The sequence below is a fragment of the Streptomyces sp. NPDC047853 genome (genome assembly GCF_043204535.1).
Lineage (GTDB): Bacteria > Actinomycetota > Actinomycetes > Streptomycetales > Streptomycetaceae > Streptomyces.
Window position 1 is genome coordinate 162273 of sequence record NZ_JBIDCI010000013.1, and the last position, 22605, is coordinate 184877.

At 71.8% G+C, this 22605-nt stretch carries 19 protein-coding genes and 1 pseudogene; 16 read left to right on the top strand and 4 right to left on the bottom strand.

Features of this window, described 5'->3' with window-relative positions; genetic code table 11:
- Positions 1-11: 11 nt before the first annotated feature.
- Positions 12-1463, bottom strand: coding sequence for a cytosine permease (locus ACGF5T_RS24150; protein ID WP_361012990.1), 1452 nt, complete (start codon positions 1461-1463; stop codon positions 12-14).
- A 176-nt stretch (positions 1464-1639) separates the two neighbouring features.
- Here ACGF5T_RS24150 and ftsY point away from each other — a divergent pair, with 176 nt between their 5' ends.
- Positions 1640-2848: a signal recognition particle-docking protein FtsY gene (gene ftsY, locus ACGF5T_RS24155; protein WP_356612883.1), complete on the top strand. Its 1209-nt coding sequence runs from the start codon at positions 1640-1642 to the stop codon at positions 2846-2848.
- A 162-nt stretch (positions 2849-3010) separates the two neighbouring features.
- On the opposite strand, the gene ACGF5T_RS24160 is transcribed toward ftsY, so the two are convergent.
- Positions 3011-3682 (bottom strand): bifunctional DNA primase/polymerase, encoded by a 672-nt coding sequence (locus ACGF5T_RS24160; RefSeq protein ID WP_366767356.1) that lies wholly within the window; start codon positions 3680-3682, stop codon positions 3011-3013.
- Between the two features lie 445 nt (positions 3683-4127).
- Between ACGF5T_RS24160 and ACGF5T_RS24165 the strand changes: the two genes are divergently transcribed.
- The 6 genes from ACGF5T_RS24165 (at position 4128) to ftsH (ending at position 13960) form a co-directional block, all read left to right on the top strand.
- Positions 4128-5618, top strand: coding sequence for a hypothetical protein (locus ACGF5T_RS24165; protein ID WP_356612886.1), 1491 nt, complete (start codon positions 4128-4130; stop codon positions 5616-5618).
- 311 nt (positions 5619-5929) lie between these two features.
- A complete protein-coding gene (locus ACGF5T_RS24170; protein WP_356612888.1) occupies positions 5930-7276 on the top strand; it encodes an ammonium transporter in 1347 nt (448 codons plus the stop codon).
- Positions 7273-7611 (top strand): P-II family nitrogen regulator, encoded by a 339-nt coding sequence (locus ACGF5T_RS24175; RefSeq protein WP_019328769.1) that lies wholly within the window; start codon positions 7273-7275, stop codon positions 7609-7611. The genes ACGF5T_RS24170 and ACGF5T_RS24175 overlap by 4 nt, the downstream gene beginning before the upstream one ends.
- Before the next feature lie 41 nt (positions 7612-7652).
- Entirely contained in the window at positions 7653-10100 is a 2448-nt protein-coding gene (locus ACGF5T_RS24180; RefSeq protein WP_356612890.1) for a [protein-PII] uridylyltransferase, read from the top strand.
- Between the two features lie 219 nt (positions 10101-10319).
- Entirely contained in the window at positions 10320-11870 is a 1551-nt protein-coding gene (ffh, locus tag ACGF5T_RS24185; RefSeq protein WP_053137677.1) for a signal recognition particle protein, read from the top strand.
- Positions 11871-12016: 146 nt separating this feature from the next.
- A complete protein-coding gene (ftsH, locus tag ACGF5T_RS24190) occupies positions 12017-13960 on the top strand; it encodes an ATP-dependent zinc metalloprotease FtsH (protein WP_366768103.1) in 1944 nt (647 codons plus the stop codon).
- Positions 13961-13999: 39 nt separating this feature from the next.
- Here the strand turns inward: ftsH and ACGF5T_RS24195 are convergent, their stop codons facing one another.
- Positions 14000-14593: a hypothetical protein gene (locus ACGF5T_RS24195; RefSeq protein WP_366768105.1), complete on the bottom strand. Its 594-nt coding sequence runs from the start codon at positions 14591-14593 to the stop codon at positions 14000-14002.
- 184 nt (positions 14594-14777) lie between these two features.
- The gene (locus tag ACGF5T_RS24200) at positions 14778-15647 is read right to left on the bottom strand and encodes an SAM-dependent methyltransferase (RefSeq protein ID WP_356612304.1); all 870 of its coding nucleotides are present in this window, start codon (positions 15645-15647) and stop codon (positions 14778-14780) included.
- A 670-nt stretch (positions 15648-16317) separates the two neighbouring features.
- Here ACGF5T_RS24200 and ACGF5T_RS24205 point away from each other — a divergent pair.
- The 9 genes and pseudogenes from ACGF5T_RS24205 (at position 16318) to lepB (ACGF5T_RS24245) (ending at position 22596) form a co-directional block, all read left to right on the top strand.
- Positions 16318-16914 (top strand): hypothetical protein, encoded by a 597-nt coding sequence (locus tag ACGF5T_RS24205; protein WP_356612302.1) that lies wholly within the window; start codon positions 16318-16320, stop codon positions 16912-16914.
- Between the two features lie 221 nt (positions 16915-17135).
- Positions 17136-17564 carry a 30S ribosomal protein S16 gene (gene rpsP / locus ACGF5T_RS24210; protein ID WP_356612300.1) on the top strand — a complete coding sequence of 143 codons (429 nt, stop codon included), beginning with the start codon at positions 17136-17138 and terminating at the stop codon, positions 17562-17564.
- A 2-nt stretch (positions 17565-17566) separates the two neighbouring features.
- Positions 17567-17806 carry an RNA-binding protein gene (locus ACGF5T_RS24215; RefSeq protein WP_003973401.1) on the top strand — a complete coding sequence of 80 codons (240 nt, stop codon included), beginning with the start codon at positions 17567-17569 and terminating at the stop codon, positions 17804-17806.
- A 150-nt stretch (positions 17807-17956) separates the two neighbouring features.
- Positions 17957-18520, top strand: coding sequence for a ribosome maturation factor RimM (rimM, locus tag ACGF5T_RS24220; RefSeq protein WP_356612298.1), 564 nt, complete (start codon positions 17957-17959; stop codon positions 18518-18520).
- Positions 18520-19353 carry a tRNA (guanosine(37)-N1)-methyltransferase TrmD gene (gene trmD, locus ACGF5T_RS24225; protein WP_361012964.1) on the top strand — a complete coding sequence of 278 codons (834 nt, stop codon included), beginning with the start codon at positions 18520-18522 and terminating at the stop codon, positions 19351-19353. The genes rimM and trmD overlap by 1 nt, the downstream gene beginning before the upstream one ends.
- Positions 19354-19489: 136 nt before the next feature.
- Entirely contained in the window at positions 19490-19840 is a 351-nt protein-coding gene (gene rplS, locus ACGF5T_RS24230) for a 50S ribosomal protein L19 (RefSeq protein ID WP_053137698.1), read from the top strand.
- A 45-nt stretch (positions 19841-19885) separates the two neighbouring features.
- Positions 19886-20641 carry a signal peptidase I gene (lepB, locus tag ACGF5T_RS24235; RefSeq protein ID WP_366768107.1) on the top strand — a complete coding sequence of 252 codons (756 nt, stop codon included), beginning with the start codon at positions 19886-19888 and terminating at the stop codon, positions 20639-20641.
- Positions 20634-21716: pseudogene (lepB, locus tag ACGF5T_RS24240) on the top strand (signal peptidase I); the annotation flags it as partial. The gene lepB (ACGF5T_RS24235) and the pseudogene lepB (ACGF5T_RS24240), both read left to right, overlap by 8 nt.
- On the top strand, positions 21607-22596 hold the full coding sequence (gene lepB, locus ACGF5T_RS24245; RefSeq protein ID WP_356612292.1) for a signal peptidase I: 990 nt from the start codon (positions 21607-21609) through the stop codon (positions 22594-22596). The pseudogene lepB (ACGF5T_RS24240) and the gene lepB (ACGF5T_RS24245), both read left to right, overlap by 110 nt.
- Positions 22597-22605: the final 9 nt, after the last annotated feature.

A 22605-nucleotide genomic window follows, 5' to 3' on the forward strand; every position in this document is an offset into this window, starting at 1 on the left:
GACGGTCCAGGTCAGACGGTCACGGTCTCGGGCTGCTCGGCCCGCTCCGCGGGCGCCGCCGGGACGGTCACCGCAGGCTTCGGCAGCACCGCGTAGAGCAGGCCGGAGATCACCACCGTGGCGACCCAGCCGAGGCCGTACTCACCGATGACGTTGTTCGAGGCGAGCGGACCGGTGAACCAGTCGGACGTCGTGAACATCAGGCCCGCGAGCAGCCCGACCGCCCAGGCGGCGACGGCGGCGGGGGAGAAGCCGCCGCGGTACCAGTAGGCACTGGTACGCCCGGTGTCGGCCAGGGCCTCGCCGTCGTACTCCTTGCGGCGCAGCATGTCCGCGCCGAAGACACCGACCCAGGCGGAGAAGGCGACGGCCAGCAGCGACAGGAAGGCGATGAAGGAACCCATGAAGCTGGTCGCCACCAGCATCAGCACGCCGCCGAAGATCAGCGAGATGACGGCGTTGACGGAGACCGCCCAGTGCCGCGGGATCCTGAAGCCGAGGGTCTGCGCGGTGAAGCCGGCCGAGTACATCGACATCGAGTTGATCAGCAGCATGCCGATCAGCGCGATCAGCAGGTAGGGCACCGCGATCCAGGTCGGCAGGATCTCACCGAGGAAGGAGACCGGGTCGGAGGCCGAGGCCAGGTCCGGAGTGGAGACGGCCATGACCATGCCCATGAGGACCATGGGCAGGACGACGATCCCGGCACCGCCGATCGTCACGCCCACGATCCCCTTCGAGGAGGCCGTGCGCGGCAGGTACCGGGTGAAGTCCGGGGCCGACGGGATCCAGCTCACACCGCCGGCGGCGATCAGGCCGACGCCCGTGATCATCGCGGCCACCGACCCGGCGGACCGGTCGAAGACCGCCGACCAGTCGGTGTCGACGACCAGGTAGCCGAGCACCAGCACCGAGAAGGCGCCGAAGAGCCACGCCGCGTACTTATTGCACTTCTGCACGGCGTTGATGCCCAGCCCGGAGATCGCGAACGTCGCCACGACGAAGGCCAGCAGCGTCACCATGTCCAGCACCGCGTTGGCCCGCACACCGAACACGATGTCCAGCACGGTGAGCAGGGCGTAGGCGCCGGTCACCGCGTTGATCGTCTCCCAGCCCCAGCGGGCGACCCAGATCAGCGAACCGGGCAGCAGATTGCCCCGCTGCCCGAACACCGCCCGGGACAGGGCCATGCCGGGTGCCCCACCGCGCTTCCCGGCGATGCCGATCAGCCCGACCAGGCCGTACGAGAGGACGGGGGCGGCGCCCGCGACCACGAGGGCCTGCCAGAAGTTGAGCCGGTACGCCACGACGAGGCTCGCGCCCATCGTGAGCAGCAGCACGCTGATGTTGGCGCCTACCCAGGTCGGGAAAAGCTCACGGGTCCGGGCGGTGCGCTCCGCGTCGGGCACCTGCTCGATGCCACGCGTTTCCAGGGCGCCTTCGGTCTCGGCGGTCTTGCTCATGTGGGGGGTCCGTGCCTCGATCGTGGGAGAAGAGGGGGCGGTCGGGACTCTACGCGCGTTGACGCGGCCTCTTCCATCGTACTTTGCTCCGACTCCTTCCCTCCAGGGGCCTTTGTCCCTAGGAGGAAGACACAAGAGGCGGTCTGAGGGGGTCCATGGCTGATACTGGACGGGTTATGGACATCGTCATCCTTGCTGTAGTCATCGCCGTGGTCGTGATCGGTGCGCTCGGCGGGCTGGTCGTGGGCAGTCGCCGTAAGAAGCAGCTGCCTCCGCCGCCCCCGTCCGCGCCCGACATCACCGCCCCTCCGGCCGAGCCGCACGTCGGCGAAGAGGCCGAGACGCCGCGCGACGAAACGCGCCGGACGATAGAGGAGGTCGACCTCCCGGACGGCGGCACCGCCACCGTCGAGGAGCCGCCCGTCGTCGAAGAGCTCGAGATCCCGCAGATCGAGGTTCCCGAGCCCACCGCCGGCCGTCTGGTCCGGCTCCGTGCCCGCCTCTCCCGCTCGCAGAACGCCCTCGGCAAGGGCCTGCTCACCCTGCTCTCCCGGGAGCACCTCGACGAGGACACCTGGGAGGAGATCGAGGACACGCTGCTCACCGCCGACGTCGGCGTGCAACCCACCCAGGAGCTGGTCGAACGGCTGCGCGAGCGGGTGAGGGTGCTCGGCACCCGCACGCCCGACGAGCTGCGCGGCCTGCTGCGCGAGGAGCTGATCACCCTCCTCGGCCCGGACATGGACCGCGAGGTCAAGACGGAGCCGCCCGGCGGCAGGCCCGGCATCGTCATGGTCGTCGGGGTCAACGGCACCGGGAAGACCACCACCACCGGCAAGCTCGCCCGCGTCCTGGTCGCCGACGGCCGCAGCGTCGTCCTCGGCGCCGCCGACACCTTCCGTGCCGCCGCCGCCGACCAGCTCCAGACCTGGGGCGAGCGGGTCGGCGCGCACACCGTCCGCGGCCCCGAGGGCGGCGACCCGGCCTCGGTCGCCTTCGACGCGGTCAAGGAGGGCAAGGAGATCGGCTCGGACGTCGTCCTCATCGACACCGCCGGCCGCCTGCACACCAAGACCGGCCTCATGGACGAGCTCGGCAAGGTGAAGCGGGTCGTGGAGAAGCACGCGCCGCTGGACGAGGTGCTGCTCGTGCTCGACGCCACCACCGGCCAGAACGGTCTGATCCAGGCCCGGGTCTTCGCCGAGGTCGTCGACATCACCGGCATCGTGCTCACCAAGCTGGACGGCACGGCCAAGGGCGGCATCGTGGTCGCCGTGCAGCGCGAGCTGGGTGTGCCGGTCAAGCTGATCGGACTCGGCGAGGGCGCGGACGACCTGGCGCCGTTCGAGCCGGCCGCGTTCGTGGACGCCCTCATCGGCGAGTGACACCACCTGGCCGCGCCCGGTGCCCGCACCGGGCCACGCGCACGAGGAAGCGCCCGTCCCCCTGTCACCGGGGGCGGGCGCTCTTTCGTACGACTGTCCGCGCGGCGCACGCGCGCTCCAGGGGCCGGAGGGTCAACGGCCGGAGGGCCAACGGCCGGAGGGCTAGGCCCGTGAGCGATGGGCCACGTACGCCAGCGTTCCCAGCAGCAGGCGGGCCGCCGGTGGCCTGGTCGCCGAGTCGAGGGCCGGGGGGCGGAGCCAGCGCACCGGACCCCGGCCGGCGCGGTCGGAGGGCGGGGCGGTGATGTACGCACCGCGGCCCAGGCCGCGTAGGTCCAGGGCGGACGGGTCGTCCCAGCCCATGCGGTAGAGCAGGCGGGGCAGCTCGGCGGCGGCGCCCGGCGCGACGAAGAACAGCGCGCGGCCCTGCGGGGTCGCCGCGACCGGCCCGAGCGGAAGGCCCATGCGCTCCAGCCGGGCCAGCGCCCGCAGCCCGGCGGGCTCGGCGACCTCGATCACGTCGAACGTCCGCCCGACCGGCAGCATCACCGATGCGCCCGGATACTCGGCCCAGGCCTCGCTCGCCTCGTCCAGCGTCGCACCGGCGGGCACCTCCGGAGCGAAGGCCAGGGGGTGCGCGCCCGGTGCCGGGCAGTCCTCCCGGCCGCAGGAGCAGGCCCCCGCTGTGGCCCGCGCCCCCGGCACCACGTCCCAGCCCCACAGCCCGGTGAACTCGGCGACGACCGTGCACTCCGACGCCCGGCCGCGGCGCCGCGCACCGGACCGGATGTCGCGCATGCCCCGAGTGCCGCCGATGCCGATCGTGAAGCCCATGCCCCCTCCAACGGGTTCGACGCAGCGACGGTTACGCAGCGGTCGCGAAACGTGACTCTCTGCTTCCACCTCCCCATCGGGGCGCGGTTCAGACAGCGTCCGGAAGCATCGCGGGTGGTGCGCTCGCCCGTGCACGCCCCGATGTGCACCCTCGCACCGACTCCTGGTCGGCCTGTGTCAAGTGAATCGCGCCCAGGCCACCGGGAGTTCATTCGAAGGGGTGGCGAATGGTGGCGATTCCGCAATCGGCGTGGCTGGACGGGTGATCGTAGGATTACTTTGTGTGCATGACGCCGTGGGGCACATGCACTCATGGGTATGCCGGAGGCAACTCGACTTTCCGTTCGAAGGGTGGCAACCAGGGGACGGAAGGCCACAACCACCGGCATTCTGATAGGGCTTGGCGCACTCGGCGACAGGTGGTCTCAGGGATGGGGGCGTTCCAGTGAGCGGCAACGGCGGAAGCGGTACGAGCGCGGCAAGCGCGTCGCACGCTGACAAGCGCCCCAACGAGCTGCTCACCTCGTGGTTCGCCCGCAGCGGCTGGTCCAAGGGCGAGCTGGCCCGCCAGGTCAACCGCAGGGCGCGCCAGCTGGGCGCCAACCACATCTCCACGGACACCTCGCGCGTGCGCCGCTGGCTCGACGGGGAGAACCCGCGCGAGCCGATCCCGCGCATCCTCTCCGAGCTGTTCTCGGAACGCTTCGGTGTCGTCGTCTCCGTCGAGGACCTGGGCCTGCGCTCCACCCGCCCCACGCCCTCCGCGACCGGCGTCGACCTGCCCTGGACGGGCCCGCAGACCGTGGCCCTGCTCAGCGAGTTCTCGCGCAGCGACCTGATGCTGGCGCGGCGCGGCTTCCTCGGGAGCTCGCTGGCCCTCTCCGCGGGCCCGTCCCTGATCGAGCCCATGCAGCGCTGGCTCGTCCCCGCTCCGCAGGCCACCGCCGGGCGTGAGTCCGCGTCGGCCCCGGGCGCGCGGGGGCGCCTGTCCAAGCCCGAGCTGGACCTGCTGGAGTCCACCGCCGTGATGTTCCGCCGCTGGGACGCCCAGTGCGGCGGCGGTCTGCGCCGCAAGGCGGTCGTCGGCCAGCTCCACGAAGTCACCGACCTGCTCCAGGAACCCCAGTCGGAGGCCACCCGGTCCACCCTGTTCAAGGTCGCCGCGGAACTCGCCGAGCTGGCCGGCTGGATGTCGTACGACGTGGGGCTCCAGCCCACCGCGCAGAAGTACTTCGTGCTCGCGCTGCACGCCGCCAAGGAGGCCGGGGACCGGCCGCTCGGCTCGTACATCCTCTCCAGCATGAGCCGCCAGATGATCCACCTCGGCCGGCCCGACGACGCGCTGGAGCTGATCCACCTCGCGCAGTACGGCAGCCGGGACTGCGCGAGCCCCCGCACCCAGTCGATGCTGTACGCGATGGAGGCCCGCGCCTACGCCAACATGGGGCAGCCCGGCCGCTGCAAGCGGGCCGTGCGCATGGCCGAGGACACCTTCGCCGAGGCCGACGAGTGGGACGAGCCGGACCCCGACTGGATCCGCTTCTTCTCCGAGGCCGAGCTCTACGGGGAGAACAGCCACTCCTTCCGCGATCTCGCCTACGTCGCCGGCCGCAGCCCCGCCTACGCCTCCCTCGCCGAACCCCTGATGCGCCGGGCCGTGGAACTCTTCGCCGAGGACGAGGAGCACCAGCGTTCCTACGCGCTGAACCTCATCGGCATGGCCACCGTGCACCTGCTGCACAAGGAGCCCGAGGCGAGCACCGGCCTGGTCACCGAAGCCATGGGCATCGCCAAGAAGGTCCGGTCCGAACGCGTCAACACCCGCATCCGCAAGACCGTCGACACGGCCGTACGCGATTTCGGCGACCTGAGCGTCGTCGTCGACCTCACCGAACGGCTCGCCGTCGAGTTGCCGGAGACCGCCGAGGCGGTCTGAAACCCACCAGCCCCGGCCGCGGCCGGCCCTCCCGAACAGCCCGACTCGGCTCCCCCATGCCAGGTCATTCGGAGGCCCGCCGCGGCCGGCTCATGTCCGCGGTCGCACGAGGCACACCCTGCCGATCGACGGACCCCGCAGCCGGCAGTTCACCAGGGCGTAACACGCGCCGTGCCTTCGTCACGGCGGCGAAACAACCCGGGGCCTCCACCGAAACCGCGCTGCGTCAATCTCGTGGCGCATAACCGGCCCACCCCTCATGCCGCCAGGCTTCGCCCGCACGGGGCCGTACCAACGACGAGGAGACGCCGATGGCTCCAGCCATCACGCTCGCCGCAGAGACGGAGCTCTCTGCCGCCAACACGGGCTTCATGCTCATCTGCTCCGCCCTGGTGATGCTCATGACGCCGGCCCTGGCCTTCTTCTACGGAGGCATGGTCCGCGTCAAGAGCACCCTGAACATGCTGATGATGAGCTTCATCAGCCTCGGCATCGTCACCGTCCTGTGGGTGCTGTACGGCTTCTCCATGGCGTTCGGCACGGACACCGGCAGCATCGTCGGCTGGAACTCCGACTGGGTCGGCCTGAGCAACATCGGGCTGACCGAGCTGTGGGACGGCTACACCATCCCGGTCTTCGTCTTCCTGGTCTTCCAGCTCATGTTCGCGGTGCTCACCCCCGCCCTGATCAGCGGCGCCCTCGCGGACCGGGTGAAGTTCACGGCCTGGGCGCTGTTCATCGCCCTGTGGGCCACGATCGTCTACTTCCCGGTCGCCCACTGGGTCTGGGGCGCCGGCGGCTGGGCCTTCGAGCTGGGTGTGATCGACTTCGCCGGCGGTACGGCCGTGCACATCAACGCCGGTGCCGCGGCGCTCGGCGTGATCCTGGTCATCGGCAAGCGGGTCGGCTTCAAGAAGGACCCGATGCGCCCGCACAGCCTCCCGCTGGTCATGCTCGGCGCGGGCCTGCTCTGGTTCGGCTGGTTCGGCTTCAACGCCGGCTCGTGGCTGGGCAACGACGACGGCGTCGGCGCGCTGATGTTCGTCAACACGCAGGTCGCCACCGGCGCGGCCGTCCTCGGCTGGCTCGCCTACGAGAAGATCCGCCACGGCGCCTTCACCACGCTGGGTGCCGCCTCCGGCGCCGTCTCCGGCCTGGTCGCCATCACCCCGGCGGGCGGCGCGGTCTCCCCGCTCGGCGCCATCGCCGTCGGCATCGTCGCCGGTGTCCTGTGCGCCATGGCCGTCTCCCTGAAGTACCGGTTCGGCTACGACGACTCCCTCGACGTCGTCGGCGTCCACCTCGTCGGCGGCATCCTCGGCTCCCTGCTCGTCGGCTTCTTCGCCACCGGCAAGGGCCAGTCCGACGTCGAGGGCCTCTTCTACGGCGGCGGCCTGGACCAGTTCTGGAAGCAGTGCGCCGGTGTCTTCGGGGTGCTCGCCTACTCTCTGATCGTCTCCGCCGCCCTCGCCTTCGTCCTGCACAAGACGATCGGCATGCGCGTGCCGGAGGACGACGAGGTGGCCGGCATCGACCAGGCCGAGCACGCCGAGACCGCATACGACTTCAGCGGCGCCGGCGGCGGTGCCGCCCGGACGACCGCCACGCCGGGCGCCTCCGCGGCCGCGCCGGCCGAGAGCAAGAAGGTGGACGCATGAAGCTCATCACCGCCGTCGTCAAGCCGCACCGGCTCGACGAGATCAAGGAGGCCCTCCAGGCCTTCGGAGTCCACGGCCTCACCGTCACCGAGGCCAGCGGCTACGGCCGCCAGCGCGGCCACACCGAGGTCTACCGCGGTGCCGAGTACACGGTCGACCTGGTGCCCAAGATCCGCATCGAGGTCCTCGTCGAGGACGACGACGCCGAGCAGCTGATCGAGGTCGTGGTCAAGGCGGCCCGCACCGGGAAGATCGGCGACGGCAAGGTCTGGTCGGTCCCGGTCGACACCGCCGTACGCGTCCGGACCGGTGAGCGCGGACCCGACGCGCTCTGACGCTGCTCGCAAACACGGGAACGGGACGGGAGAGTCGCCGGGTGACGGGTACGGACGTGACGAAAGAAGCAGAGGACTCGGGACCCAGCGGCTACGCGGCGGCCCGGCTGCGCCTCCTCACCGAGGGGGCGCGGTCCGGGCCGCCGCGCCGCTGCGCCCTCGCCGAGCTGACGGACGACTGGCTGGCCGGCCTCGTCGCCGCGGCGGGCGGCCCGGTCCGGGGCGTCTCCCTGGTCGCCGTCGGCGGCTACGGACGCGGTGAGCTGTCCCCGCGCAGCGACCTGGACCTGCTCCTGCTGCACGACGGCGGCGACGACAAGGCGGTCGCCGCCCTCGCCGACCGCCTCTGGTACCCGGTGTGGGACCTCGGTCTCGCCCTGGACCACTCCGTGCGCACGCCGGCCCAGGCCCGGAAGACGGCGGGCGAGGACCTCAAGGTCCAGCTCGGGCTCCTCGACGCCCGCCACCTCGCCGGCGACGCCGGGCTGACCGCGGGACTGCGTACGGCCGTCCTCGCCGACTGGCGCAACCAGGCCCCCCGGCGCCTCCCCGAACTGCGGGAGCTGTGCGCGGAGCGCGCCGAACGGCAGGGCGAGCTGCAGTTCCTGCTGGAACCCGACCTCAAGGAGGCCCGGGGCGGTCTGCGGGACGCCACCGCCCTGCGCGCGGTCGCCGCCTCCTGGCTGGCCGACGCCCCGCGCGAGGGCCTCGCCGACGCCCGGCGCCGACTGCTCGACGTACGGGACGCGCTGCACCTGACGACCGGGCGGGCGACCGACCGGCTGGCCCTCCAGGAGCAGGACCAGGTGGCCGCCGAGCTGGGCCTGCTGGACGCCGACGCCCTGCTCCGGCAGGTCTACGAGGCGGCACGCGTCATCTCCTACGCCGGCGACGTCACCTGGCGCGAGGTGGGGCGCGTCCTGCGGGCGCGGTCCGTGCGGCCGAGGCTGCGCGCCATGCTGGGCGGAGGGAAACCCGCCCCCGAGCGTTCGCCGCTCGCCGAGGGCGTGGTCGAGCAGGACGGCGAGGTGGTGCTCGCCCGCACCGCACGCCCCGAACGCGATCCCGTGCTCCCGCTGCGGGCCGCGGCCGCCGCCGCGCAGGCCGGGCTCCCGCTCTCCCTGCACGCTGTGCGACGGCTCGCGGCCACCGCGCGCCCGCTGCCCACCCCCTGGCCCGCCGAGGCACGCGAGCAACTGGTGACCCTGCTGGGCTCCGGCCGGCCCACGGTGCAGGTCTGGGAGGCGCTGGAGGCCGAGGGTCTGATCACCCAGCTCCTGCCCGACTGGGAGCGGGTGCGCTGCCGCCCGCAGCGCAACGCCGTGCACGTGTGGACCGTCGACCGGCACCTGATCGAGACCGCGGTGCGCGCGGCCGGCTTCACCCGCCGCGTCCACCGGCCCGACCTGCTGCTGGTCGCCGCGCTGCTGCACGACATCGGCAAGGGCTGGCCCGGCGACCACTCCGTGGCCGGTGAGACCATCGCGCGGGACGTGGCCGCCCGCATCGGCTTCGACCGCGCGGACGCGGCCGTCCTCGCCACCCTCGTACGCCACCACCTGCTGCTCGTCGAGACCGCCACCCGGCGGGACCTGGACGACCCGGCGACCGTGCGGGCGGTCGCCGAGGCGGTCGGCACCGAGCACACCCTCGAATTGCTGCACGCCCTCACCGAGGCGGACGCGCTGGCCACCGGGCCCGCCGCCTGGTCCTCTTGGCGCGGCTCGCTCGTCGCCGACCTGGTGAAACGCGTCGCGGCGGTGCTGGCGGGCGACCCGCTGGAGGAGCCCGAGGCCGCCGCGCCCACCGCCGAGCAGGAACGGCTCGCCGTCGAGGCCTTCCGCACCGGCGGGCCGGTCCTCGCCCTGCGCGCCCAGACCGAGCCACCCGCGGCCCCGGCGCCGGGGGACGACCCGGAGCCGCTCGGTGTGGAGCTGCTGATCGCCGTGCCCGACCAGGCGGGCGTGCTCCCCGCGGTGGCCGGGGTCCTCGCCATGCACCGGCTGACCGTCCGCACCGCCGAGCTGCGGTCCCTGCCGCTGCCGGACGGCGTCGAGGGCTCCGTCCTGCTGCTGGACTGGCGGGTCGCCGCCGAGTACGGCTCCCTGCCCCAGGCCGTCCGCCTGCGCGCCGACCTGGTCAGGGCCCTGGACGGCAGCCTGGACATCGCCGGCCGGCTCGCGGAACGGGACGCCGCCTATCCCCGGCGCCGGGGTGTGGAGCCGCCCCCGCCGCGGGTGACCGTCGCCCCGGCCGCCTCCCGGCTGGCCACGGTGATCGAGGTCCGCGCCCAGGACGCGCCGGGGCTGCTCTTCCGGCTCGGGCGGGCGCTGGAGGCGGCGGGGGTGCGGGTACGGAGCGCGCACGCGTCGACGCTGGGCTCCAACGCCGTGGACGCCTTCTACGTCACCGGCCCGGAGGGCGCGCGGCTGCCGGGGGAGGAGGCGGGGGACGTGGCGCGGGCGCTGGAGGAGGCGCTGCGGGCGTGACCTTGTGGTCATGTTGTGCGTTGATCGGACACGCTCCCCGCTCGTGCGGGGATGGTCCGCCGGCTCAGCAAGTGCTGAAGACGGTCAAGGCGTGCTCCCCGCACTCGCGGGGCTATGGTCCCTGTCCGCTCCTCGTAGCGGGCAGGGACACTTTGCTTGCCAGGCCGGATACCCTGGAGGGCGACCCACACCAACGCCGACGCGAGGACCTACGCCGCCGTGTTCGATACTCTCTCCGACCGCCTGTCAGCCACCTTCAAATCCCTCCGGGGCAAAGGACGGCTGACCGAGGCGGACATCGACGCCACGGCCCGCGAGATCCGCATCGCGCTCCTCGAAGCCGACGTCGCCCTGCCCGTCGTGCGGGCCTTCATCAAGAAGGTCAAGGAGCGCTCCCTGGGCGCCGAGGTCTCCAAGGCGCTGAATCCCGCGCAACAGATCGTCAAGATCGTCAATGAGGAACTGGTCGGCATCCTCGGCGGTGAGACCCGCCGCCTGCGCTTCGCCAAGCAGCCGCCGACCGTCATCATGCTGGCCGGTCTCCAGGGTGCCGGTAAGACCACCCTCGCGGGCAAGCTGGGCCGGTGGCTCAAGGAGCAGGGCCACTCGCCGCTCCTCGTCGCCTGCGACCTCCAGCGCCCCAACGCCGTCAACCAGCTGAGCGTCGTCGCCGAGCGCGCCGGCGTCGCGGTCTACGCTCCCGAGCCGGGCAACGGCGTCGGCGACCCGGTCAAGGTCGCCAAGGACTCCATCGAGTTCGCCAAGGCCAAGGTCCACGACCTGGTCATCGTCGACACCGCCGGCCGCCTCGGCATCGACCAGGAGCTGATGCAGCAGGCCGCGGACATCCGCGACGCCGTCAGCCCCGACGAGATCCTCTTCGTCGTCGACGCGATGATCGGCCAGGACGCGGTCAACACCGCCGAGTCCTTCCGCGACGGCGTCGGCTTCGACGGCGTGGTGCTCTCCAAGCTCGACGGTGACGCCCGCGGTGGTGCGGCCCTGTCGATCGCCTCGGTGACCGGCAAGCCGATCATGTTCGCGTCCAACGGCGAGAAGCTCGAGGACTTCGACGCCTTCCACCCTGACCGGATGGCCTCCCGCATCCTCGACATGGGTGACCTGCTCACCCTGATCGAGCAGGCGGAGAAGACGTTCAGCCAGGAAGAGGCCGAGAAGATGGCCTCCAAGCTGGCGTCCAAGAAGGGCCAGGACTTCACCCTGGACGACTTCCTGGCCCAGATGGAGCAGGTCCGGAAGATGGGCAGCATCAGCAAGCTGCTCGGCATGCTCCCGGGCATGGGCCAGATGAAGGACCAGATCAACAACCTCGACGAGCGCGACGTCGACCGCACGGCCGCCATCATCAAGTCGATGACCCCGGCCGAGCGCCAGGAGCCGACGATCATCAACGGCTCGCGCCGCGCCCGTATCGCCAAGGGTTCCGGCGTCGACGTCAGCGCGGTGAAGGGCCTGGTGGAGCGGTTCTTCGAGGCCCGCAAGATGATGTCCCGCATGGCCCAGGGCGGCGGTATGCCCGGCATGCCGGGGATGCCGGGCATGGGCGGTGGCCCGGGCCGGCAGAAGAAGCAGCAGAAGAAGACCAAGGGCAAGCAGCGCTCCGGCAACCCGATGAAGCGCAAGCAGCAGGAGCAGGAGGAGGCCGCCCGCCGCGCCGCCGCCGCCCAGAACGGCGGCGCCTTCGGACTGCCCCAGCAGGGCGGCCAGGACTTCGAGCTGCCGGACGAGTTCAAGAAGTTCATGGGCTGACGCCTGACGCCTGACGCCTGACGTTCGTACGGCACTGGGGGCGCCCCGCGCGGAGCAGCGCGGGGCGCCCCCAGTGCCGTACGGCGCCGTACGCCCGCGCGGTACACCCACATGCCCGCGCGGCCTTCGTGTCGTAACGTCCGGATATGACCAACCCGTCCCCGCCGCGCAAGGCCCCCGAGCGACCCTGGCGCACCGAGGGCACCCCCGACGAGCCGCCCAAGCCGCCGCCCGGGAGAAGGATGCGCGGCGGCTGGTGGAACCTGGCCCTGGCCGCGCTGATCGTCTACCTCATCGCCAACCTGGTCCTCTCCTTCTTCAACGAGGGCGACGAGCCGACCATCTCCTACACGGAGTTCAGCAAGCAGGTCGACGAGGGCAACGTCAGCAAGATCTACGCCAAGGGCGACGCGATCCAGGGCCAGCTGAGGAAGGCCCGGGACAACCCCGAGGGTGACGGGAGCTACACCAGGTTCACGACCGAGCGGCCGACCTTCGCCGACGACCGGCTCTGGGAGGAGCTGACCGAGCACGACGTCACCGTCACGGCCGAACCGGTCGTCCGGCAGCGCAGCTTCCTGGTCAACCTGCTGATCGCGCTGGCGCCGATGCTGCTCCTCGTGGTGCTGTGGATCTTCATCGCGCGTCGCATGAGGGGTGCCCTCGGCGGCGGCGCCGGCGGCATGCTCGGCCGCAAGGCACCGCCCAAGCCGGTCGAGCTGGAGGCCGGCGAGCCGCGCACCACCTTCGCCGACGTGGCCGGGATCGACGAGGTCGAGGGCGAGCTGAGCGACGTCGTCGACTTCCTGAAGAACCCCGACGAATACCGCCGCATGGGCGCCAAGATGCCCCGGGGCGTCCTGCTGTCCGGCCCGCCCGGCACCGGGAAGACCCTCCTCGCGCGCGCGGTCGCCGGGGAGGCGGGCGTGCCGTTCTTCTCCGCGTCCGCGTCCGAGTTCATCGAGATGATCGTGGGCGTGGGCGCCTCCCGGGTGCGGGAGCTGTTCGCCGAGGCCCGCAAGGTCGCGCCGTCGATCATCTTCATCGACGAGATCGACACCATCGGCCGCGCACGGGGCGGCGGCTCCGGCATGGGCGGTCACGACGAGCGCGAGCAGACCCTGAACCAGATCCTCACGGAGATGGACGGCTTCTCGGGCGCCGAGGGCGTGATCGTCATCGCCGCCACCAACCGCGCCGACATCCTGGACCCGGCCCTGACCCGCCCCGGCCGCTTCGACCGGCTGGTCACCGTATCGCCGCCGGACCGGGGCGGCCGCAGGGCGATCCTGGAGATCCACACCCGCGAGATCCCGCTCGCCCCGGACGTCGACCTGACCCAGGTGGCCCGCACGACCCCGGGCATGACCGGCGCCGAACTCGCCAACCTCGCCAACGAGGCCGCACTGCTCGCGGTGAAGCGGAAGCAGGACCGGGTGACGCAGGCGAACCTCTCCGAGGCGCTGGAGAAGGTCCAGCTGGGCGCCGAACGCCCCCTGGTGATGCCCGAGGACGAGCGCCGGCGCACCGCCTACCACGAGAGCGGGCACGCCCTGCTGGGCATGTTGCAACCGGGCGCCGACCCCGTTCGCAAGATCACCATCGTGCCGCGCGGACGGGCGCTCGGGGTGACGCTGTCGACGCCGGACTCGGACAAGTACGCGTTCACGGAGGAGTACCTGCGCGGACGGATCATCGGCGCGCTCGGCGGCATGGCGGCCGAGCAGGTCGTGTACGACGTGATCACCACCGGCTCGGAGAGCGACCTCGAACAGGTCACCCGGATCGCGCGCGGCATGGTCGGCCGCTGGGGCATGAGCGAACAGGTCGGCCGGCTCTCCGCCCTCCCCGGCGACGCCCAGCAGGCTTACGGACTGGCCGCCGCACCCGGGACCCTCGACGCCATCGACGGCGAGATGCGGCGGGTCGTCGACGAGTGCTACGCGCAGGCCCTGCGTACGCTGCGCGAGCACCGCGAACAGCTCGACGCACTGGCCGAGGCACTCCTGGCGAACGAGACACTGGACGAGGCGGACGCGTACCGGATCGCCGGGATCACGCGCCTGGCCAAGGACGTCCCGGAGGCGTGAACGCGGTCCGGCACCGCTCCGGGCACCGCCCCGGGGCCGCTACCGGCGAGGGAACTTCCAGACCCAGGGCTCGCCGTCCTCCTGCGACCAGTGCACCTCGACGCTCGTGGCGTCCGCGGGGACCAGGTAGGTCTCGCAGAAGACATGGCTCTCGCCCTGCTTCCAGCTCTCCACCGCGTACGGGTCCTCGCAGCCCGGGACGTCGTCCGGGGCGCCGACGAGGATGCCGCCGCGCTGCCCGTCGGCGAAGACCGCGGCGGCGTCGTGGACCTCGGAGCCCTCGGTGAGGGCCGGGCCGCCCCGGTGCGTGTACTCCAGGTGCGCGACGGCCGGCACCCTGCCCTCGGCGTCCGCCGCGTCGGCCACCGCCTCGGCGGCCTCCGCCTCCGTGCCCACGTCGACCTTCCGCGCCACGACCTCGTAGGTGACGGCGCCGGGCCCTTCCGCGACCTTCCCCGTCACGGCCTCGCCCGCCGCCACGTCGCCGCCCGACGCCGCGCGCGCGGGAGCGGCCGGGGCCCCGGGGCTCCTCGCGTCGGTGTCCTCCCCACCCCCGGCCCCGCACGCGGTGAGGGCCAGGGCGAGGACGGCGACGGGCGCGGCGAGGCGCGACGGGCTCGTGCGGTGCGGCACTACGGGCTCCTGCGTGCAGAGGTGTTCGTTCCCCGGGGACGGTGGACCAGAGTAGAGCGCCGTGATCCACCGGGAGCACCCGCGCGAGCCCCGCCGGGCTCCGCACACGACTCGCCGCCACCGCGGGAGACCCTTCCACGGCCGCACGCGTCCGGCCGGAACCTTTCGTCAGGTGGTCAGGTGGTCAGGTCGTCCGGGCGATCAGGTACCGGAACACGTTCGGCATCCACACGGTCCCGTCCGGCCGCCGGTGCGCGTGCAGAGCCTCCGACAGCTCCTTGTCGACCTGCTCCTGGTCGGTCGCCGCGATCGCCGCGTCGAACAGGCCGGTCGACAGCAGTCCGCGCACCGCGCTGTCGACGTCGCCGTACCCGAAGGGGCACGCCACCCGCCCCGAGCCGTCCGGCCTCAGACCGGCGCGCTGGGCCACCTCCTCCAGGTCGTCGCGCAGGGCGGGGCGCCACCGGCCCGCGCCGCGCAGCGGGTCCGCGAGCTTGGTGGCCACCCGCAGCACCGACGTCGTCGCGCACCGCTCCGGCGGGCCCCAGCCGGCCAGCACCACGGCCGCCCCGCGCCCGGCCAGCGGCACGGCCTGGGCGAGCAGCTCGCCCAGCCCCTCCGAGTCGCCCGCCAGGCACCCGATGGGCTCGAAGGCGGTCACCAGGGTGAACGCCGGCGCCGACGGGTCCGCCGCGTCACCGGGACCGCCCTCGACGACCCGCGCGGCGTCCGCACGCGCGCGTGCCTCCCGGCTTCCGGGCGCGTCGGACAGCAACCGCTGCCGTGCCAGTTCGACGCGCTCCGGGAAGCGGGAGTCGACACCGGTCACCGACGCGCCGCGCGAGGCGGCCATCAGCAGAGCCAGTCCGGACCCGCAGCCCAGCCCCAGCATCCGGGTGCCGCCGCCCACGTGCAGCCGCTCGTAGACGGCCTCGTACAGCGGTACGAGCATCCGCTCCTGTATCTCGGACCAGTCACGCGCGCGTGCACGCGGGTCCACGCGGGGCGTCGCCCCCGCGTGGGACGAGTGCTGCCGCACGAGCGTAGGTGTCATAGGAAAGCGCCCCAATCGCCGAGTGTTGCCGCTGTGCCGGATTCGGTGGCCCCCGTGCAGTGCGCTCGCACTCCCCCCGTATGCCAGGAAACTCCGGGCTCGCCGTGGCGTCCAGTGGTAGCGGGCGCCGGTTTGCCCGGCTCCCGCCGCGGTGGCGAGATTTCACTTCCCGGCAATGTGGGCCTGGCCGCGCGGTACTCGCGGTAGCACCTGCGCGACCCCTTCGGCGGATGGCCTGATCGTGGCGCTCGGCGATGACAGCGGGTCGCGACGACGCGGAGGGCGCGGTTCCGGCCAAGGTCGCCGAGCCCGGCGACCGCCGCCCGGTGACGGAAACCGGCAGGGGGAGGGGCGGTACCGCACGCCGGTGGCACACCCGGTAACCTCGCCTCCGTCGGCGCGCCCGATCGGGTGACGCCCCGGCGGGGGCACAGCGACCGAAACGCCCCTTGCGCATCGGGCATTCTCACGCCCCCCGCGCGTGGACAGGATCTACGCGCCGGCGCGTACGTCGGACTACGCACCAGCTTGGTACGAGCTGTGAGGCTTCTCCGCAGATCAGCGCACCCGCCCTCGTCGGGACGCATCAGCGGCAACTGACGGGTACGTGCAAATTATTTGGGATGCCCCGGAATAGGAACACAGCGGCACTCCGGCTCGTTGTCATTACGTGAGCACGACACCACCTGTTCTCGCCGCAGAGCTGGCGCAGGCGTGGGCCGACATTCAGCGGCACCACACCGAGCTGCCCGATCTTGCCGCGCCCGAGTCCCTGATCGGAGAGTCGTCGTCCGCCTGCGGGCACGAGCTCTCCTTCGAGCGACTGCTCCATGAGGCAGTCCACGGCATCGCCGCCGCGCGCGGAGTACGCGACACCTCCCGCGCGGGGCGCTATCACAACCGTCGTTTCCTCGCGATCGCCGAGGAGATGGGCCTCGACCACCCCGAGGAGCCGCATCCCAGCAGCGGTTTCTCGCTGGTCACGCTCACCCCCGAGGCGAAGCGCCGCTACCGCCCGACGATCGAACGCCTCCAGCGCGCGCTGAAGGCCCACACCGCCGCGACCGCGACCGACTCGGCACGCAGCTTCCGCGGGCCGGCCGCACGCCACGGCTCCTCCGGGGGAGGGGTGCGGGTGAAGGCGGTCTGCGACTGCGGACGCAACGTCCGGGTCGTGCCGTCCGTCCTGGCCCAGGCCCCGATCATGTGCGGCGGCTGCGGCAAGCCGTTCCGGATTCCGGAGGTGGTCGGCGCGGTGGCGAGCTGAGGATCCGGCTGCTCGTGGCGGCCGGACCGGGCGCGGTGCCCTCGGTCCGCCCTCGGTCCGAAGGGCACGCCCGCGTGTGGCACAATGGTCAGCTGTACTCGACAGTCGCACAGGACCCCTCTCTCCTCCGGCTGACGCGTCCATCGGGCACTCGGGTACCGCAACCCCACGCGGCTCTCTCGCCGTGCCCACCCACGTCAAATCCAGGAGAACCCACTCCCGTGGCAGTCAAGATCAAGCTGAAGCGTCTGGGCAAGATCCGTTCGCCTCACTACCGCATCGTCGTCGCCGACTCCCGTACCCGCCGTGACGGCCGGGCCATCGAGGAGATCGGCAAGTACCACCCGACGTACAACCCGTCGGTGATGGAGGTCGACGCCGAGCGTGTCGCGTACTGGCTCGGTGTCGGCGCCCAGCCGACCGAGCCCGTGCTCGCCATCCTGAAGAAGACCGGCGACTGGCAGAAGTTCAAGGGCGAGCCCGCCCCGGCGCCGCTGCTGCAGCCGGCCGAGAAGTCGGCCCGTCCGTCCTTCGAGGCGCTCGGTGGCGACGACGAGGGCAAGGGTGAGGCGATCACCCAGAAGAAGAAGGCCGAGAAGAAGGACGAGGCCGCGGCCGAGTCTTCTTCGTCTGAGTCGACCGAGGCCTGAGCATGCTCGAGGAGGCTCTCGAGCACCTCGTGAAGGGCATCGTCGACAACCCTGACGATGTGCAGGTCGCCTCGCGCAACCTGCGCCGCGGGCGTGTGCTCGAGGTCCGGGTGCACCCCGACGACCTCGGCAAGGTGATCGGCCGCAACGGCCGCACCGCGCGCGCTCTGCGCACCGTCGTGGGCGCCATCGGCGGCCGTGGTGTCCGCGTCGACCTCGTCGACGTCGACCACGTCCGCTGACGCCGAACGCAGCACCGGCTCGGGCCGGGGAGGGCCACCGGCCGTCCCCGGCCCGCAGTCGTTGTGCGCCGTGACCGACTCGTCGTAGTCCCGGACCATGGCTTCAGGCCGTGGGTTTCGGTCGTAGTTCCGACAGGAGAAGCAAGCACCGTGCAGCTGGTAGTCGCGCGCATCGGCCGCGCCCACGGCATCAAGGGCGAGGTCACCGTGGAGGTCCGCACCGACGAGCCGGAGCTGCGGCTCGGCCCCGGTGCCGTACTCGCCACCGACCCCGCCTCCACCGGACCGCTCACCATCGAGACCGGCCGGGTCCACAGCGGCCGTCTCCTGCTGCGCTTCGCCGGTGTGCACGACCGCACCGGCGCCGAGGCGCTGCGCAACACCCTCCTGATCGCCGACGTCGACCCCGAAGAGCGGCCCGAGGACGAGGACGAGTACTACGACCACCAGCTGATCGACCTCGACGTGGTGACCGCGGACGGTACGGAGGTCGGCCGGATCACCGAGATCTCCCACCTGCCCACGCAGGACCTGTTCGTCGTGGAGCGCCCCGACGGCAGCGAGGTCTACGTGCCCTTCGTCTCCGAGATCGTCACCGAGATCGACCTGGACGAGCAGCGCGCGGTCATCGACCCGCCGCCCGGTCTGATCGACGACCGCGCGGAGATCGCCTCCGCGCGGGACGCCGAGGACGCGGCCGGGGACGAGGCGTGATGCGGCTCGACGTCGTCACGATCTTCCCCGAGTACCTGGAACCGCTGAACGTCTCCCTCGTCGGCAAGGCACGCGCGCGGGGGCAGCTGAACGTCCATGTGCACCACTTGCGCGACTGGACGTACGACCGCCACAACACCGTCGACGACACCCCGTACGGCGGCGGCCCCGGCATGGTGATGAAGACCGAGCCGTGGGGCGACGCGCTCGACTCCGTCCTGGCCGACGGCTACGAGACGGGTTCAGGTCAACCCGCCCTGATCGTGCCCACGCCCAGCGGCCGGCCCTTCACCCAGGACCTCGCCGTCCAGCTCTCCGAGCGCCCCTGGCTGATCTTCACGCCCGCCCGCTACGAGGGCATCGACCGCCGCGTGATCGACGAGTACGCGACGCGGATGCCCGTGTACGAGGTGTCCATCGGCGACTACGTCCTGGCCGGTGGCGAGGCGGCCGTCCTCGTCGTCACCGAGGCCGTGGCGCGGCTGCTGCCCGGCGTCCTCGGCAACGCCGAGTCCCACCGGGACGACTCCTTCGCCCCCGGCGCCATGGCCAACCTGCTGGAGGGCCCCGTCCACACCAAGCCGCCGCAGTGGCGCGGGCGGGGCATCCCCGACGTGCTGCTCAGCGGGCACCACGGGAAGATCGCCCGGTGGCGCCGCGACGAGGCCCTGCGGCGCACCACGGCCAACCGGCCCGACCTGATCGAGCGGTGCGATCCGAAGGCCTTCGACAAGAAGGACCGGGAGATGCTCTCCATCCTCGGCTGGGAGCCTGATCCGGCGGGGGAGCCGTACGGCCGATTTTGGCGCAGGACCCCCGGCGTGGAAGAATAGGCCGCTGTTGTGCGTCCGTCCGGAGCGCGCCCCTGCCACAGGGGGAGACGTCGCCCGTCCCGACCCGCACGACCCTGATCCCGAAACACCTAGTTTCCGTTGATGACCTGTGGCATCAGCGAAGAAAGCAGACGCAATGTCTCACCTGCTCGACTCCGTCGACGCCTCGTCGCTGCGCAGCGACGTCCCCGCCTTCCGCCCGGGCGACACCGTCAACGTCCACGTCCGCGTCATCGAGGGCAACCGCTCCCGTGTGCAGCAGTTCAAGGGCGTCGTCATCCGCCGCCAGGGCGCCGGCGTGCGCGAGACCTTCACGGTCCGCAAGGTCTCCTTCTCCGTCGGCGTCGAGCGCACCTTCCCGGTGCACACCCCGATCGTGGAGAAGATCGAGCTCGTCACCCGCGGTGACGTGCGCCGCGCGAAGCTGTACTACCTGCGTGAGCTGCGCGGCAAGGCCGCGAAGATCAAGGAGAAGCGCGAGAGCTGAGCGCTCTCCGAGGTCCATGCCGGGGCCGGATAGCATCTGGCCCCGATGGACACCGAAGCACAGCCCACGGAGCGCGACCGCTCCTCCCGTTCCTCCGACTCCGAGCAGCACTCGGAAGCGGAGGGACCGGAGGACCGGTCGCGTTCCGCGTTCGCGGGCCGGCTCACCGACTGGGTGCCGGGCGGCCGGATCACCGTGACCCTGCTGGCGCTGCTGCTGTTCCTGCTGCTGCTCAGCACCTTCGTGCTCCAGCCGTTCCAGATTCCCAGCGGTTCCATGGAGCGCGGATTGAGGATCGGCGACCGGGTTCTCGTAAACAAGTTGGCGTACCGTTTCGGTGGCGAGCCGCGGCGGGGTGACGTCGTCGTTTTCGACGGGACCGGGCTCTTCGGGCACGGTGACTACATCAAACGCGTTGTAGGTGTGGGCGGGGACCATGTGGTGTGCTGCGACCGGGAGGGGGCAGTCCAGGTGAACGGCCAGTCGGTCGACGAGTCGGCGTTCCTCTACCCCGGCGACCGCCCGTCCACGGTGCCCTTCGACGTCGAGGTCCCGGACGGCACCCTGTTCGTCCTCGGCGACCACCGCGCCGACTCCAGCGACTCCCGCGACCACCTCGGCTCGCCGGGCGGCGGCATGGTCCCGGTCGACGAGGTGATCGGCCGCGCCGACTGGATCGTCTGGCCCTTCTCCCACGCCACGCACCTCGACCGCCCCGACGCCTACGCGCGCGTACCGGACGCGGACGAACCGGCCCCTGGTGCACGCCGGTCCGAGCAGGCCGAGGGCGCCGATGGGTAACCGGGGCAAACCGCGCGGCGCGGCCGACAGCCCCGCGGAGAACCTGCTGCCCACCGGCTCCCGGCGCGCGAAGGCGCCGTCCGGCGGCCGGTCGCGCGCCGAGCGGCGCAAGCTCCAGCGCAAGGTGAAGCGGCGCCGAAGGCGTAGCGCCGTCAAGGAGATACCGCTCCTCGTGGGCGTCGCCGTCCTGATAGCTCTGGTGCTGAAGACCTTCCTGGTCCAGGCGTTCGTGATCCCCTCGGGCTCCATGGAGCAGACGATCCGGATCGGCGACCGTGTCCTGGTGGACAAGTTCACCCCCTGGTTCGGCTCCGAGCCGCAGCGCGGGGACGTCGTCGTGTTCCGCGACCCCGGGGGGTGGCTCCGTGGCGAGCAGACGACCAAGAAGGACGACCCCGTCGTCGTCAAGCAGGTCAAGGAAGGCCTCGCCTTCATCGGCCTGCTGCCGTCCGACGACGAGAAGGACCTCATCAAGAGGGTCGTCGGGGTGGGCGGGGACCGGGTCAAGTGCTGCGACACCCAGGGCCGGGTCACCGTCAACGGTGTCCCCCTGACCGAGGACTACCTGTACCCCGGCGACAGGCCCTCCACGATAGCGTTCGACGTCAAGGTCCCCGAGGGACGGCTGTGGGTGATGGGCGACCACCGGTCGAACTCCGCCGACTCCCGGTTCCACCAGGGCACCGACTTCGGCACGGTCTCCGAGGAGGAGGTCGTGGGGCGCGCCATGGTGATCGCCTGGCCCTTCGGCCACTGGACCACCCTGGACGAACCGCAGACGTACGCGTCCGTGTCCGACTCGGCCTCCGGTGCGACCGCCGCTCCCCGGCTGTCGCATAGGGTTGCCCCCGACGATCCGAACGCGATGATTCAACTCCCGACCCCTGCGGAACTCCCGCTCGTTATGGGAGTGGTGGGCCTGCACCGTGTACGGGGCAGGCGGTGGCAGAGAGTGAGGAGTTGGCGTGGGGGATGTGGCGGTTGGCGCACGGTCCGGACACGACGGCGAGGAGAACCGCGGACACCCCGTGGAGACAGCCGTCCCGGCCGCGGACGGCGCCCCGGCCTCCGGGCACGACTCCGGGACCGAGGACGGCAGGGTGACGGACGAACACAGCGGGCCCCAGGACGAGGGGGTGGGCGGGACGCCCGCCACGGCACCTCGCGAGGCGAAGAAGCAGCGCTCCTTCTGGAAGGAGCTGCCCATCCTGATCGGCATCGCGCTGGTACTCGCGCTGCTGATCAAGACGTTCCTGGTGCAGGCGTTCTCGATCCCGTCCGCCTCGATGCAGAACACGCTCACGATCAATGACCGCGTCCTGGTCGACAAGCTGACCCCCTGGTTCGGCTCCGAGCCCGAGCGCGGCGAGGTCGTCGTCTTCCACGACCCGGACGACTGGCTGGCCGGCGAGCCCACCCCCGACCCGAACGCGCTGCAGACGGTCCTCAGCTGGATCGGCCTGATGCCGTCCGCGGACGAGAAGGACCTGATCAAGCGCGTCATCGGCGTCGGCGGTGACACCGTGGAGTGCAGCAAGACCGGACCGCTCAAGGTCAACGGCAAGGCGCTGAACGAGCCGTACGTCTACCCGGGCAACACGCCGTGCAGCGTCGACGACCAGGGCGGCCAGTTCAAGGTCAAGGTGCCCGAGGGCTCCCTCTGGGTCATGGGCGACCACCGGCAGAACTCCCGGGACTCCCGCTACAACCAGTCGGACAGGCACGGCGGCATGGTGCCGGTGAAGGAGGTCGTCGGCCGCGCCATCGTGATCGCCTGGCCGATGAACCGCTGGGACACCCTGCCGGTCCCCGACACCTTCGACCAGGACGGTCTGCAGGCCCGGTCGTCGGCCGCCGCCGCGCTCTCGGCCGCGCCCCAGGGCCTGGCCCTCGCCGGGATCGTCCCTGTCGTCTGGTGGCGGCGCAGGCGTATCGCCGCCGCCGAGACCCGCTGAGGCCCCTCG